General features: G+C 63.1%; 13 protein-coding genes. 4 read left to right on the top strand and 9 right to left on the bottom strand.

The window, feature by feature from the left end; genetic code table 11:
- The first annotated feature begins 121 nt into the window (after window positions 1-121).
- Both NKJ11_RS18430 and mazG read left to right on the top strand, forming a co-directional pair.
- Window positions 122-1,306, top strand: a complete 1,185-nt coding sequence (locus NKJ11_RS18430; protein ID WP_352611738.1) for an amino acid aminotransferase — start codon at window positions 122-124, stop codon at window positions 1,304-1,306.
- Between the two features lie 140 nt (window positions 1,307-1,446).
- On the top strand, window positions 1,447-2,271 hold the full coding sequence (mazG, locus tag NKJ11_RS18425) for a nucleoside triphosphate pyrophosphohydrolase (RefSeq protein ID WP_023812023.1): 825 nt from the start codon (window positions 1,447-1,449) through the stop codon (window positions 2,269-2,271).
- A gap of 6 nt (window positions 2,272-2,277) precedes the next feature.
- Here the strand turns inward: mazG and hflX are convergent, their stop codons facing one another.
- From hflX to dusB, 8 genes are all read right to left on the bottom strand, one after another.
- Complete coding sequence (gene hflX / locus NKJ11_RS18420; protein WP_352611737.1) at window positions 2,278-3,669, bottom strand: GTPase HflX; 1,392 nt, start codon at window positions 3,667-3,669, stop codon at window positions 2,278-2,280.
- Window positions 3,670-3,915 (bottom strand): RNA chaperone Hfq, encoded by a 246-nt coding sequence (hfq, locus tag NKJ11_RS18415; RefSeq protein ID WP_006202172.1) that lies wholly within the window; start codon window positions 3,913-3,915, stop codon window positions 3,670-3,672.
- A 145-nt stretch (window positions 3,916-4,060) separates the two neighbouring features.
- Window positions 4,061-4,924, bottom strand: a complete 864-nt coding sequence (locus NKJ11_RS18410) for a D-amino-acid transaminase (protein WP_352611736.1) — start codon at window positions 4,922-4,924, stop codon at window positions 4,061-4,063.
- A 99-nt stretch (window positions 4,925-5,023) separates the two neighbouring features.
- Window positions 5,024-6,385 carry a nitrogen assimilation response regulator NtrX gene (gene ntrX, locus NKJ11_RS18405; RefSeq protein WP_023812026.1) on the bottom strand — a complete coding sequence of 454 codons (1,362 nt, stop codon included), beginning with the start codon at window positions 6,383-6,385 and terminating at the stop codon, window positions 5,024-5,026.
- Window positions 6,375-8,660, bottom strand: coding sequence for a sensor histidine kinase NtrY-like (locus NKJ11_RS18400; RefSeq protein ID WP_023812027.1), 2,286 nt, complete (start codon window positions 8,658-8,660; stop codon window positions 6,375-6,377). The genes ntrX and NKJ11_RS18400 overlap by 11 nt, the downstream gene beginning before the upstream one ends.
- A gap of 129 nt (window positions 8,661-8,789) precedes the next feature.
- Window positions 8,790-10,250, bottom strand: coding sequence for a nitrogen regulation protein NR(I) (gene ntrC / locus NKJ11_RS18395; RefSeq protein WP_023812028.1), 1,461 nt, complete (start codon window positions 10,248-10,250; stop codon window positions 8,790-8,792).
- Window positions 10,247-11,389, bottom strand: coding sequence for a two-component system sensor histidine kinase NtrB (locus NKJ11_RS18390; protein ID WP_023812029.1), 1,143 nt, complete (start codon window positions 11,387-11,389; stop codon window positions 10,247-10,249). Before NKJ11_RS18390 ends, ntrC begins: the two co-directional genes overlap by 4 nt.
- Window positions 11,386-12,414, bottom strand: coding sequence for a tRNA dihydrouridine synthase DusB (dusB, locus tag NKJ11_RS18385; protein WP_352611759.1), 1,029 nt, complete (start codon window positions 12,412-12,414; stop codon window positions 11,386-11,388). Before dusB ends, NKJ11_RS18390 begins: the two co-directional genes overlap by 4 nt.
- Window positions 12,415-12,677: 263 nt before the next feature.
- Between dusB and NKJ11_RS18380 the strand changes: the two genes are divergently transcribed.
- Together NKJ11_RS18380 and NKJ11_RS18375 are read left to right on the top strand one after the other, a co-directional pair.
- Window positions 12,678-13,907, top strand: a complete 1,230-nt coding sequence (locus NKJ11_RS18380; RefSeq protein WP_352677847.1) for a bifunctional 2-C-methyl-D-erythritol 4-phosphate cytidylyltransferase/2-C-methyl-D-erythritol 2,4-cyclodiphosphate synthase — start codon at window positions 12,678-12,680, stop codon at window positions 13,905-13,907.
- Window positions 13,904-14,386, top strand: coding sequence for a CinA family protein (locus NKJ11_RS18375; RefSeq protein WP_352677849.1), 483 nt, complete (start codon window positions 13,904-13,906; stop codon window positions 14,384-14,386). The genes NKJ11_RS18380 and NKJ11_RS18375 overlap by 4 nt, the downstream gene beginning before the upstream one ends.
- Here the strand turns inward: NKJ11_RS18375 and NKJ11_RS18370 are convergent.
- Window positions 14,383-14,847 carry a type II toxin-antitoxin system RatA family toxin gene (locus NKJ11_RS18370; protein WP_352677851.1) on the bottom strand — a complete coding sequence of 155 codons (465 nt, stop codon included), beginning with the start codon at window positions 14,845-14,847 and terminating at the stop codon, window positions 14,383-14,385. The genes NKJ11_RS18375 and NKJ11_RS18370 overlap by 4 nt on opposite strands.
- Window positions 14,848-14,850 lie beyond the last annotated feature (3 nt).

The following is a 14,850-nucleotide window of genomic DNA, read 5'->3' as shown; positions in this document are numbered from 1 at the left end:
TCACAGGAGCGTGCAGAGCAGGCTTCCCGGCACCCCCGTCTAGGGCTGGATCACCCAGCTAAAACCGCTGGCGAAACGTGACCGATTTGCGTATCACTCCGCCGCCATTGGAGCCGTATCGATGTTTGAAGCCCTGCAGCCCGCCCCCGCCGACAAGATCCTGGCCCTGATCGGCCTTTATCGCGCCGATCCGCGCCCCGACAAGGTCGACCTCGGCGTCGGCGTCTACAAGGATCGCGACGGCAAGACGCCGGTCATGCGCGCCGTGCGCGAAGCCGAAAAGCGGCTCTTGGAGGGTCAGGACACCAAGACCTATCTCGGCCTTGCCGGCGATACCGGCTTCAACACAGTGATGGCCAAGCTCGCCTTCGGTCCAGGCGCCGACATGACGCGCATCCGCGCCGCACAGGCGCCCGGCGGTTCCGGCGCGCTGCGGCTGGTGGCGGAACTGCTGAAGCGGACGCGCTCGGATGCAACCATCTGGCTATCGGATCCGACCTGGCCGAACCACATGCCGGTGATGCGCGCCGCCGGCCTGCAGATCCGTGAATATCCCTATTTCGATGCGGCCTCGGGCGCCGTTCGTTTCGACGACATGCTGGCCGCGTTGCGGACGGCAAAGAGCGGCGACGTCGTGTTGCTGCATGGCTGCTGCCACAACCCGACCGGCGCCAATCTGGATGCGGCACAGTGGGCAGCCGTTACCGATCTGGTCGTCGAGCGCGAGCTGCTGCCGTTTGTCGACATCGCCTATCAGGGCTTTGGCGATGGCCTTGAGGCCGATGCCCTCGGCTTGCGCCTGCTGGCGGCGAAAGTTCCGGAGATGGTGGTGGCGTCGAGCTGCTCGAAGAATTTCGCCGTCTACCGCGACCGCGTCGGCGCGGCGATGATCCTGGCCAGGGACGGCGCACAGGCGGATGTGGCGATGAGCCAGATGCTGTCGGCGGCGCGCGCCATGTATTCGATGCCGCCGGACCATGGTGCGGCGGCCGTGCGCATCGTGCTCGAAGACGCCACCTTGCGCGCCGACTGGGAAGCCGAGCTCGAAGAGATGCGGCTGCGCATGCTCAGGCTTCGGGTGCAATTCGCCGAAGCGTTGCGCCGGCAGTCCAATTCCGACCGCTTCGACTTCGTCGCCAGCCATCGCGGCATGTTCTCCCGCCTTGGCCTCACGGAAGCGCAGGTCGAGCGGCTGCGTGCCGAGCACGGCGTCTACATGGTCGGCGACAGCCGCATCAATGTCGCCGGCCTGCCCGAGGACGGCATGGACGAACTCGCCAAGGCGATCGTTTCGGTTCTTGATTGACGCGGCTCATCTGTGGACAAGGCTTCCGCGCCGGCTGACAGCGTTGGCCGCGCGGCCGGTCGCGGGATAGCATCCGATAGACTGTTTTGACGCAATTCCGGACAGAAAACCGTTTCACACTTTTCCTGGAATAGCTCTAGATGACGCCATCGAAAGACATTTCGCGCCTGATCGAGATCATGGCGGCGCTGCGGGCGCCGAAGACTGGCTGCCCCTGGGACATCGAACAGGATTTCTCGACCATTGCGCCCTATACGATCGAGGAAGCCTATGAGGTGGCGGACGCCATCGCGCGCGGCGACCTCGACGATCTGCGCGACGAGCTCGGCGATCTTCTGCTGCAGGTCGTCTACCACGCGCAAATGGCCGAGGAAGCCGGTGAATTCGCCTTCTCTGACGTGGTGCAAGCCATCACGACGAAGATGATCCGCCGCCATCCGCATGTCTTTGGTGACGAGAAAGCCCGCAGCGCCGGCATGGCCAAGGGCATGTGGGAAAAGATCAAGGCCGAAGAGAAGGCGGAGAAGCGAAGCGCTCGCCTCGCCCGCGGTCTCGATCCCGAAGACAACGGCAAGGGGTTTTTGGACAGCGTGCCGGTCGCCCTGCCCGCGCTGACCCGGGCACTGAAACTTCAGGAGAAAGCCGCCCGCGTCGGCTTCGACTGGAGCGAGGCAGCGCCCATCCTCGACAAGATCGAGGAAGAGATCGGCGAGTTGCGCGAGGCACTGGCCAAAGGCGACACCGCCTCGATCAAAGACGAGTTCGGCGACATGCTGTTTGCCGTCGTCAATCTCGGCCGTCATCTCAAGCTCGATTCCGAAGCAGCGCTGAGCGGCACCAACGAAAAATTCCGCTCGCGTTTCCATTATGTCGAACAGGCACTGGGAAAAGCCGGAAACACGCTGGACAAGGCTGATCTGGCCGAGATGGAAGCGCTCTGGCAGGAAGCAAAGACCGCGAAGTAAGTTACATTAGCCGTTGTTTTTACGACGCAATCTGCTTTCGATCTCTTCGCGGGCGCTTTGCGTGGCCTTGAGCGAGATGGTGGCGCTGCCGTCATCATTGTCGCTTCGCGAAACGACATCGCCATTGCGGTAAAGCCAGTCGACAAGGCCGAACTGTGCCGGCTCGATCGTCACCGTCAGGTCTTCGAGCTCGCCCGCCATCCGCGTTTCGATGATTGCCTTCAGCGCATCGATGCCCTCGCCGGTGACAGCCGACACCGCAATCGGCGGCGCCTTGCTGGCATTGGCGCCGTCTGCAAGCAGCCGGGTCCGGTTGCCCTCGTCGAGCCGGTCGATCTTGTTCCACACTTCGATCACGCGCTTGGCGTCGCCGGCGTCGACACCGAGGTCGGCCAGGATGCGTTCGACATCTTCCGCTTGTGCCGCAGTGTCCGGATCGGAAATGTCGCGCAGATGAAGCACGAGATCGGCCTCGACCACCTCTTCCAGGGTTGCGCGGAAAGCCGCGATCAGATGCGTCGGCAGATCCGAGATGAAACCCACAGTGTCAGATAGGATGATCGGCGTGCCGTGCGGCAGGCGTACGCGCCGAAGCGTCGGGTCGAGCGTGGCGAACAGCATGTCCTGCGCCAGCACGTCTGCTCCGGTCAGCCGGTTGAACAGCGTCGACTTGCCGGCGTTGGTGTAGCCGACGATCGCCACCACCGGGAACGGCACCTTCCTGCGCTTGGCGCGGTGCAGGTCGCGCGTGCGCCGCACCGTTTCCAGCTCCTGCTTCAGCTTGATGATCTTTTCCTGCAACTGCCGCCGGTCGGATTCGATCTGCGTTTCGCCGGGGCCCCCGAGGAAGCCGGCGCCACCGCGCTGGCGCTCCAGATGGGTCCAGCTGCGCACGAGGCGGCCCTTCTGGTAGTTGAGATGGGCGAGCTCGACCTGCAGCGTGCCTTCCTTGGTGCGCGCGCGCTCGCCGAAGATCTCGAGGATCAGCCCGGTGCGGTCCAGCACCTTGGCGTTCAGCTCCTTCTCCAGATTGCGTTGCTGCACCGGGGTCAGCGGATGGTCGACGACGACCACCTCCGCGTGTCCCTCTTTGACGATTTCGGCGAATTCGGCGACCTTGCCGCTGCCGAGCAACGTCGCCGGGCGCGGATCGTTGATGGTAACCACCGCAGTGTGGACCAGGTCGAGGTTGATGGCGCGGGCAAGGCCAACTGCCTCGTCATGACGAGCATCAGCCGAACGCATCAACCGAGGACGGTTGGTCTCGTCGTCGTTGCGCTGGTGGCGGGTAAGGACGGGCACAATGACAACGGCCCGGGTCGGGCCCTTGGCTTCCGTCCCGGGATGATGTGTTGGTTTTCCGCGAACGGTGGCGTCCGCGTCTTTCTCACGTGCCAATCAGGCGCCCTGGCTTTCCTCGCCATCGAACATCTGAACCGGCTGGCTCGGCATGATCGTGGAAATGGCGTGCTTGTAGACGAGCTGGGAGTGACCGTCGCGGCGCAGCAGGACACAGAAATTGTCGAACGAAGTGACCACGCCGGTCAGCTTCACGCCGTTGATGAGGAAGATGGTGAGCGGGTTCTTGCTCTTGCGAACTGAATTCAGGAACAGGTCCTGAAGGTTTTGCGATCGTTCCGCCATTGTTCTTGTCTTTCGCCGATCCCCTTCGGTTTGCAAGCCAATGCGCCAAATTAACGGGCGCATGTCAAGCTCGCAAACACCGTCTTGTCGTCAGTAACGACAAGCAGAACGAGATATATTGATGTTCATTCCACCTGTGCGGTTATCAGGCTGGACTTTTTTCCGCAATGTCAAAAAAGGCCTGCCGCAACGAAAGTGTTATTGAGCCGGGGTGCCCATTGGCGACCGTATCGCCGTCGATGGCCACCACCGGCATGGCGATTGTCGTTGCGGAGCTGATGAACGCCTCGCGTGCCGCCTTGGCCTCGGCGACGGAAAAGCCGCGCTCCTCGATCTTCAGGCCAAGCTTGGCCGCCACTTCGAACATGGTCGTGCGGGTGATGCCGCGCAAGATGCCGTGCTCGGCCGGCCTGGTGACCAGGACGCCGTCCCGGGTGATGATCCAGGCATTGGACGAGCCGCCTTCTTTTACGTTGCCTTCATCGTCGACGAACCAGGCTTCCTGCGCACCGGCTTCCTTGGCCTTCTGCTTGGCCAATACATTGGGCAGCAGCCCGACGGTCTTGATGTCGACGCGGTCCCAGCGGTTCTCCGGCACGGTGATGACCGCGATGCCGGTCTCGGCTCGCTTCGCTCCAGCCGCTGGGTCGGCCTTCCTGGCGGTGACTACCAGGGCCGGCTTCGTGTCGGCGGAAGGGAAGGCGAAGTCGCGGCTGGCCACGCCGCGCGTCACCTGCACGTAGACCAGGCCATTGGCGACCTGGTTGCGATTGACCACCTCGCGCAGAATGAGTGGCAGCACGCGGGAGGTGACCGGCCAGGCGATCGACAATTCGGTCAGCGAGCGGTTCAGCCGGGACAGATGGCGCGGCATGTCGACGATGAAACCACGCGCCACCTCGCAGACCTCATAGACACCGTCGGCGAACTGATAGCCACGGTCCTCGATATGGACGGCGGCATCGGCGTGCGTGACATAGCGCCCGTTGACATAGGCAATGCGCGGCATGGGCAACCTCTAGATATTCTCGGGGCTTTCTTATGCGATTCCACCGCCGCCGTAACCGGCAAATGCTCGGCCCGGGCGCGGCGGCTGGATATGTCGCGCTCAGACGCCCAGCGACTTCAGCTTGCGATGCAGAGCGGAGCGCTCCATGCCGATGAACTCGGCGGTCTTCGAGATGTTGCCGCCGAACCGGTTGATCTGGGCGATCAGGTAATCCTTCTCGAACTGCTCACGCGCTTCGCGCAACGGCAGCGCCATGATGTGCTGGTCGGATTGATTCGGCGTGCGCGGCATGACATCGCCGATCTCGGCCGGCAACAGGTCGGCGGTGATCGGCGCATCGACGTCGTCGCCGCGCGCAAGGATCATCAGGCGCTCGACATTGTTGCGCAGCTGGCGAACGTTGCCCGGCCAGTTGTGCGCCTGCAGCACGGCCAGCGCGTCGTCGCCGATGCGGCGCGGCTTGATGCCGGCCTGGCGGGCGATCTGCTTCATGAAATTATCGACGAGGTAGGGAATATCCTCGCGCCGCTCGGCCAATCCCGGCACGATGACCGGAACCACCGCGAGGCGATGGTAAAGATCCTCGCGAAAACGCCCGTCGGCAATCATCGCTTCGAGGTTCTGCGAGGTCGAGGAGATGATGCGGACATCGACCTTGACCCGCTTGGTTCCCCCTACCCGCTCGAACTGCTGCTCGACCAGCACGCGCAGGATCTTGTTCTGCGTCTCGCGCGGCATGTCGGCCACCTCGTCGATGTAGAGGATACCGCGATGGGCCTCCTCCAGCGCCCCGACCTTGCGCTCGACGCCATTCGATTCGGTGCCGAACAGCTCGATCTCCATGCGCTCGGGCGTGATGTTGGCGGCGCTCAGCGTCACGAAAGGTGCGCTCTTGCGCGCCGACAGCGTGTGGATGGCGCGCGCGGCAAGTTCCTTGCCCGAGCCAGACGGTCCGATGATCATCACGCGGCTGTTGGTCGGCGCGACGCGTTCGATGGTCTGGCGCAACTGGCTCATCGCCGACGACATGCCGATCAGATCGAAGGTTTCGCCGCTGCGCAGCTTGAGGTCGGAAACCTCGCGCCGCAATTTCGAGGTCTCCAGCGCACGCTCGGCAATAAGGATCAGCCTGTCGGCCTTGAACGGTTTTTCGATGAAGTCATAGGCGCCGCGGCGGATGGCGGAGACCGCCGTTTCGATGTTGCCGTGGCCGGAAATCATCACCACCGGCAAGGTCGGATGCATGGTCTTGATCTCGTCGAGCAGCGCCAGCCCGTCCAGGCGCGAGCCCTGCAGCCAGATATCGAGGAAAATCAGCCGCGGCGCGCGATCAGCTATAGCAGCGAGCGCGCTGTCGGCATCGAATGCCGTGCGGGTTTCGTGACCTTCGTCGCTCAGTATGCCCGCGACGAGTTCACGGATGTCTTCCTCGTCATCGACGATGAGAATATCAGACGCCATTACCGACCTTTTCAGTTTCTCTTTCGTTTTCCGCCCTGCTTTCGCCGCGCGGAGCCGTTGCGGCCGCAGGCGGCAGGATGATGCTGATCATCGCGCCGCGCCCATCGTGGAAGTCCGCTGGAGCATCGTGTAGTTCCAGCCTGCCGCCATGGTCCTCCACGATCTTCTTGACGATAGCGAGGCCAAGTCCGGTGCCCTTCTCGCGTGTGGTCATGTAGGGCTCGAGCAGCCGTTGGCGATTCTCGCGCGGCAGGCCTTTGCCATTGTCGATGACGTCGATTCGAATCGCACCATTCTGGCGCCCGGCTTGAATCCGGATTATGCCGTGCGAACCGTCCTTCTGTTCCAATCCGTCGATGGCCTCGGCGGCGTTCTTGATCACATTGCCGAAAGCCTGCGCCATCAAGCGGCTGTCGAAAGTGCCCTTTAGCGGCTCCGTGCCGAAAATCCGCTCGAAAGTGATGTCGGCGCGGCTGACCTCGACCAGGAACGAGGCCTCACGCAGCGATTCGCGCAGATCTATCGCCTTCATCTCGGGCTTTGGCATGCGCGCGAACGCCGAGAATTCGTCCACCATACGGCCGATATCCTCAACCTGACGGATGATGGTGTCGGTGCATTGGTCGAAAACCTCGCGGTCCTCGGTAATCACCTTGCCGTAACGGCGCTTGATACGTTCGGCCGAGAGCTGGATCGGCGTCAGCGGGTTCTTGATCTCGTGGGCGATACGCCGCGCCACGTCCGCCCAGGCCGACGAGCGCTGCGCCTGAACCAGGTCGGTGATGTCGTCGACCGTCACCACATAGGATTTTTCCTCCGAGCCGTCGTCGCCGGCCTCGATCGTGATCTGCACGTTGAAGGTCCGCTCGGCACCGGCGCGGTAAAAGGTCACCTGCTCACGATAGACGGGTTTGCCGGACTTGCGGCCGATCTCGAAGACGCGGCCGACATGCGGCAGCACGGCGGAAAGATTCTGCCCAAGGGCTGCGCTGGCCGAAATCGCCAGCATCGCCTCGGCCGAGCGGTTGACGATGGTGACGATGCCGTAGGGATCGACGCCGATGACGCCGGCGGTAACGCCGGCAAGCACGGCTTCCGAGAAGCGGCGCCTCTCATCGATCAGGTCCTTGGCGGACAGGATCTCATTGCGCTGCGATTTCAGTTCGAGAAGCATCTTGTTGAACGTATCGCCGAGCGACGCGACATCGCCGTCCGAAGGCCTGACGGGAACCGCGACGTCGAGATTGCCGGTCGCGACCTCGTCGGCGGCGCCGATGAGCTGGCGAATGGGCCGCACCAGACGGTCGGCGACCGCAATGCCGGTCCAGATCGCGGACAGGATAATGATGAGCGTCAACGACAGATAGGGCAGCGCGAAGGCCACCTGAGAGGTACGGCGGTTATCTTCCAGCCCCCGATATTCGTCGGTGTTGGACCTGACGATCTGCCTTGCCTTGATCACTTCGGGGTCGACGAGCCGAATGGTGTAGAGGTAGAGTCCTTCGATCTCCCGCAGCTTGACGATGGCACCCATGATGTTGCGCGTTTTCGGTTCGATCAGCACCGGCTTGCCGTCGGTAGCGCTGGCCACCGCGCCTTCCGGCGGCTCGGGCATGGCGAAATCCGTATCGGTCTTGGCGCTCATGACGAAAGAGCCGTCCGGCTTGATCAGCGCCGCATGGGCCAGCGAACGGCCCACGGCTTCCTTGTTCATCAGGTCGAGAAAGCCGGTACGATCAAGGCCGTAGAGCGTGCGCGACGCATCGAGATCATAGGCCATGGACAGCGTCGTGCCCTGGAGGTTGCGGGCATTTTCCTGGACATAGGCGTCGGCGATCGACAGCGATGAATTGACGATCGTCTTGGTGCGGATCTCGAACCAGCGGTCGAGGCCGATGTCGAGCGTGATCGAGGCGATGATGGCCACCATGATGGCTGGAATGGCGGCAACCAGGGCGAACATGGCGACAATGCGCACATGCAGCCGCGAAGCGGCCTTGCCATGCCGGCGCGCCATCAGGATGCGGTGCACCTCACGCCCGACCAGCGCGATAAGAAACAGGACGAAAGCCGTGTTGAGGGCAATCAACGCCAGCGTAGTCGACTCGTTCGGTGTGATCGGCGTGGCGCCAACGAGGATGGCGAACGAGATCGCCGCCGTCATCAGCGCGCCGACGACGGCGATCACGCCTGGCAGCGCAAGCAGCCGGCGCCCGTCACGAGCGCCGGGTTCGCTGAAAAGCGGTTGGTTTGTTGTCGGTGCCTGCGGAGCCATGTCGCCGTCTAGAGCCATGATTGCGTCGGATGTATGCAACGCATTGTGGCGATTATGCAACAAGTGTGACCGAGACGGAAATCTTTCGCGAGCCGATCCCCTGAAAAGAGCGCGGGCTCAGATCAAGGCTCAGCCCTGCCGCGATGATTTGTAGACGTTGACGCCGAGCTCGCGAATCTTCTTGCGCAGCGTGTTGCGGTTCAAGCCCAGCAGTTCCGCAGCCTTGATCTGGTTGCCACGCGTTGCCGTCATCGAGGCCAGGACAAGCGGAAACTCGACCTCGGACAGGATGCGCTGATAGAGCCCGGCAGGAGGCAAGTCGCCGGCGAACGACGCGAAATAGCGCTGCAGGAAATGCTCGACCGCCTGGCCAATCGACAAATCGTCGGGAATGAGGTTACCGCCTCCCGGCACTACGGGGCGCTCGCCGGTCTTCAGCTCGGCCTCGATGATCTCGGCGGAAATTTCGTCCTGCGAATAGAGCGCGGCAAGCCTGCGAACCAGGTTTTCCAGTTCGCGAACATTGCCTGGCCACGGATAGCGCTTCATCAACTCGATGCCGCCGGAAGAAATGCGCTTGGTCTGTAGGCCTTCCATTTCGCCGAGCTTGAAGAAGTGGCGGACGAGGTCCGGCACGTCCTCGGAGCGCTCGCGCAGCGCTGGCAGCCGGAGCGGCACGACATTGAGGCGATAGAAAAGATCCTCGCGGAAAAGCCCCTGGTTGATCAGCGTGCGCAGATCCTTGTTGGTGGCGGCGACGATGCGCACGTCGGTCTTGATCGGCGTGCGTCCGCCAACCGTCGTGTATTCGCCCTGTTGGAGCACGCGCAGCAGCCGCGTCTGCGCCTCCATCGGCATGTCGCCGATTTCGTCGAGGAACAGCGTGCCGCCTTCAGCCTGCTCGAAGCGCCCGGTCGAGCGATTCTGTGCGCCGGTGAAGGCACCCTTCTCGTGACCGAACAGTTCCGATTCGATCAGGTCGCGCGGGATCGCCGCCATATTGATGGCGACGAAGGGGCCGCCGCGGCGGCGGCCATATTCATGCAGCGCGCGCGCCACCAGCTCCTTGCCGGTACCGGATTCGCCCGAGATCATCACCGTCAGGTCGGTCTGCATCATGCGCGCCAGCATGCGGTAGATGTCCTGCATGGCGGCCGAGCGGCCGACCAGCGGCATTGCATCGGGCTGCTCTTCCGGCCGCGCGTCGATCTTCGGCCGACGCGGCTCGGAAAGCGCGCGGTTGACGATGTTGAGCAGTTCGGTCAGGTCGAACGGCTTAGGCAGATATTCATAGGCGCCGGTTTCGGAGGCGCGGATCGCCGTCATGAAGGTGTTCTGAGCGCTCATGACGATGACCGGCAGCTCCGGCCTCGCCTTCTTGATGCGCGGCAGCATGTCGAAGGCGTTCTCGTCCGGCATGACCACATCGGTGATGACAAGGTCGCCCTCGCCCGCCGCCACCCAGCGCCACAAAGTCGAAGCATTGGAGGTGACGCGCACCTCGTGGCCGGCGCGCGAAAGCGCCTGGTTGAGGACGGTACGGATCGCCGCGTCGTCGTCGGCGACGAGAATATTGCCGCGAACGGTCATTTGCGGTCTCCTTCACCGTCATCATCGGCGCCGTTTGGCGCTTCTTTCCAGGCCGGCATCAGGATGCGGAATGTGGTGCCGCGCGGCGTCGATTCGCATTCGATGATGCCGCCATGCTCGCCGACGATCTTGGCGACCAGCGCAAGACCCAACCCGGAGCCGTTCGGCTTGGTGGTGATGAACGGGTCGAACAGGATCGGCAAGATGTCTTCCGAAACGCCGGAGCCGTTGTCGCGCACGCAGAATTCCAGCGGCAGCGACACGCGGTCCTGCGTGCCCGGAACGGAAACACGGATGCCTGGCCGGAAGGCGGTCGACAGCACGATCTCGCCCTGCGGGTCGCTGCCGATCGCCTCGGCGGCGTTCTTGACCAAGTTGAGGAACACCTGGATCAACTGGTCGCGGTTGGCAAACACCGGAGGCAACGAAGGATCGTAATCCTCCAATATCTTGATTCTCTTGGCAAAACCGTTCTTGGCAATCGCCTTCACATGGTCGAGAACGACATGGATGTTGACGGGGTAGCGGTCGATCGGCCGCTCGTCGGAAAATACCTCCATGCGATCGACCAGCGACACGATGCGGTCGGTCTCGTCGGTGATCAGCCGCGTCAGCGCGCGGTCTTCGTCGGAAGCCGACAGTTCGAGCAACTGGGCAGCGCCGCGGATGCCTGAGAGCGGGTTCTTGATCTCATGGGCAAGCATCGCCGCCAGACCGGTGACCGAACGTGCCGCGCCCCGATGCGTCATCTGCCGGTCAATCTTGTCGGCCATCGACCGTTCCTGGAACATAACCACCACCGAGCCCGGAAATTCCGGTACCGGCGCGACATAGAGATCGACGACCTTCTCGATGCCGAGCCGCGGCGACGACACGTCGACGCGGTACTCGTTGACCGGAGCCCGGCGCTCGCGCACCTGGTCGACCAGTGTCAGCAGCGGGCTGCCGAAGGGAATGAGTTTTGACAGCGTGTTGCGGGCGAGCATGGTCGCGCTCGAGCGAAAAAAGTCTTCCGCATCGGCGTTGGCGAACGTGATGAACCCCTCCTCGCTGATCATGATCACCGGGCGGCGGATGGTGTTGAGCACGATTTGGGCGGCATCCGCCATTTCGGCGCCCTGGCCGGCGGCGGCGTTCATGCGGCGCTCCGCAGGTTCAAGGGTTGCGGATCGCGCGAAAACACATCGCGCAGCAAGGCAATAACGCGCGCGGGCTCGAATGCGGTCAGTATAGCCTTTCGGCTGTCGTCGGCGACGCCGCCGGCATGCCGATCAAGATACCAGCCAAGATGCTTGCGCGCCTGGCGCAGGCCGCTTTCGGCGCCGTAGAGCGCCAGCATGTCCTCATAGTGGGCCACGATGTAGTCGGCGACCGCGGTCGAGTCCCGTGGCATGTTTGGCGTCGCCTCGCCGGTCGCCGCGGCCGCAATGCCGCCTGCGATCCAGGGCGCGCCATAATGGGCACGGCCGATCATCACGGCGTCGGCACCCGATTGATCGAGAATGTCGGCCGCTTCCGCCGGCGAAGAGACGTCACCATTGGCGACGACCGGGATGGACACGGCTTCCTTGACGCGGGCGATGGCGCGCCAGTCGGCCTTGCCCTGGTAGAACTGGCAGCGCGTGCGGCCGTGCACGGTCACCATGCTGACACCGGCCTGCTCGGCGCGGCGCGCGAGCATCGGCGCGTTGAGCGCGCCTTCGTCCCAGCCAAGCCGCATCTTGACCGTCACTGGCACCTCGACCGCGCCGACAACGGCGTCGATCAGCGACAGTGCGTGGTCGAGATCCAGCATCAATGCCGAACCCGCATAACCGCCGGTAACCTTCTTGGCCGGGCAGCCCATGTTGATGTCGATAATGTCGGCCCCCTCACCGGCTGCGATTCTGGCACCTTCGGCCATGTGCATCGCCTCACGGCCTGCAAGCTGAACCATATGGACGGGCAGGCCGGAGTGGCGTATGCGCAGGTTGAAACCGGCCCTGCCCTTGGCGAGCTCTCCGCTGGCAACCATTTCGGACACGACCAGGCCTGCTCCATGCGCGTGGGCACGCTGCCGGAACGGCTCGTCCGTAATCCCCGACATTGGTGCGAGGAACACGCGATTGCGGAGTCTCACACCGCCGACATCAAGCGGCCCTGCCAATTTGGTCAAGTCAGGCAATTTGGTCAAGTTAACCATGCACAAAAACCAAGCATCTTCATTCGTTGCACATTCTCTAGCCAGAACCGGCGCAATGTGCAACGCGGAATGACGCCACATTTAGGCGCAATTGGGAAAAATGCTGGCCTTCGGCTTTGGCCGCGACCAAAGCGCCGCGCGTCCCTCAGGACGCGCAAAGGACGCTTTGGAATTTCATACTTAGCGCACGATCTTTCCGAAAACCGATTACACTTTTCGGGATCGTGCGCTAGGACCAAACGGGCATGACTGACGCAAGTGAAAATCACGTTTCGGATGCGGATGGCAAGGTCGCGGTGGTGATCGTTGCGGCCGGCCGTGGTGCGCGCGCCGGACAGGCCAACGGACCGAAGCAATATCAACACATTGGCGGCTTTGCCGTCATTGCACACACGCTGGACATTTTTCTGGCCCACCCGCGGACCAGCGAGATCGTCGTCGCCATTCATGCCGATGACCACGAGCTGTTCCGGCAGGCGGCGGGCGCCAATGTAGAGCGCGTCACCGCCATCATGGGCGGGGCGACGAGGCAGGAATCCGTCCGGCTCGGCCTGCTTGCCCTTAGAGGCCACGCGCCGGCGCAGGTTCTGATCCACGACGCCGTCCGCCCGTTTGTCGATGCGGACCTGATAGATCGCACCATCGCCGCCATCGGCGAGCGCGAGGGCGCGTTGCCCGCTTTGCCCGTCGCCGACACGCTGAAGCGCGAATCGGCCTCCGGCGTGGTTGGCGAAACCGTATCGCGCAGCGGGCTTCACGCGGCGCAAACGCCACAAGGCTTTCCGTTCTGGCCCATTCTTGCCGCGCACGAGAAAGCCCATCATCTGGGAAAAATGGATTTTACCGACGATGCCGCGATCGCCGAATGGGCGCATATTCCGGTCAAGATCGTTCCGGGCTCGCCGGACAATGTCAAACTCACCTGGGCACGGGATATTGCGATGGCGGACCAGCGGCTTTCCGGCGAACGCGTGCGCTTTCCCGACATCCGTACCGGCAATGGCTACGACGTCCACGCCTTCGAACCGGGAGACCATGTCACGCTGTGTGGCGTCGCCATAGCGCACGACAAGAAACTGTCCGGCCATTCCGACGCCGATGTCGGCCTGCACGCCTTGACCGATGCGCTGCTGGCGACTTGCGGCGCTGGCGACATCGGCACGCATTTCCCGCCGTCCGACCCGCAGTGGAAAGGCGCTGCGTCGCGCATATTCGTCGAGCATGCGGCAAGGCTGGTGCGCGCGCGCGGCGGCCGCATCGCCAATGCCGACATCACGCTGATCTGCGAAGCGCCGCGCGTCGGGCCGCATCGCGAGGCCATGACCGCAGCCCTTTCTCAGATGCTGGCGATTACGCCGGATCGCATCTCGATCAAGGCCACAACCAATGAGAAGCTCGGCTTTGTCGGGCGCGAGGAAGGCATAGCGGCGATTGCCACCGCCAGCGTGGTGTTTCCCGGCGAGGTGCCGGAATGAGCAACAACGAGCTGGCAAATGCGCTGCTGCAAGCCTGCCAGAAGCGCGGCATCATGCTGGCAACGGCGGAAAGCTGCACCGGCGGCATGATCATCGCCGCGCTCACCGACATCGCCGGTTCCTCGGCCGTGGTCGATCGCGGCTTCATCACCTATTCCAACGAGGCCAAGATGGACATGCTCGGTGTCTCCGCCGCCACGCTTGAGGCGCACGGCGCGGTTTCGCGCGAGACGGCGATCGAGATGGCAACAGGCGCGCTTGTCCGTTCGCGCGCCGGGCTGACCCTGGCGGTCACCGGCATTGCCGGGCCTGGCGGCGGTTCGGCGGGAAAACCGGTCGGCCTGGTCTGGTTCGGGGTTGCGCTGGACGGCCGACCGATTGTCGCCGAGCACCAGCTCTTTGCAGACAAAGGCCGCGATTTCATTCGTCGCGAAACGGTCCGGCAAGCGCTGGAACTGGGCCTGCAAGCACTCGGCTAACCTTGGGCCCGAGGTGCTGCACCGTAGATGACGTCGGCGCGCTTCTCAAAGGCTTCGGCGAACATGCGGAAGGCGCGATCGAACATGGTCCCCATGACCGCGCCCAGAATACGACTCTTGAACTCGTAGTCGATGAAGAAGCGGACGGCGCAACCGGCGCCGTCGGGTTCGAAACGCCAGACATTGCTCAAATATTTGAACGGCCCGTCGATGTACTTCACGTCGATGGTGTTCTCGGCGGGCTTCAGCAGCACCTGCGTCGTGAAGGTTTCACGGATCGCCTTGTAACCAATGCTCATGTCGGCAAGCAGAACCGTGCGCCCGTCACGCTCCTTGCGCGAGCGAACCGTCAGCGCTTCGCAAAGCGGCAGGAATTGCGGATAGGATTCAACATCGGCGACCAAAGCGAACATCTGCTCGGGTGTATGGGATACGCGTCGGATGGCTTCGAATTTTGGCATGAA

It is taken from the genome of Mesorhizobium sp. M0243 (assembly GCF_040321775.1).
Lineage (GTDB): Bacteria > Pseudomonadota > Alphaproteobacteria > Rhizobiales > Rhizobiaceae > Mesorhizobium.
This window is presented reverse-complemented; position numbering and strand designations above follow the sequence as displayed.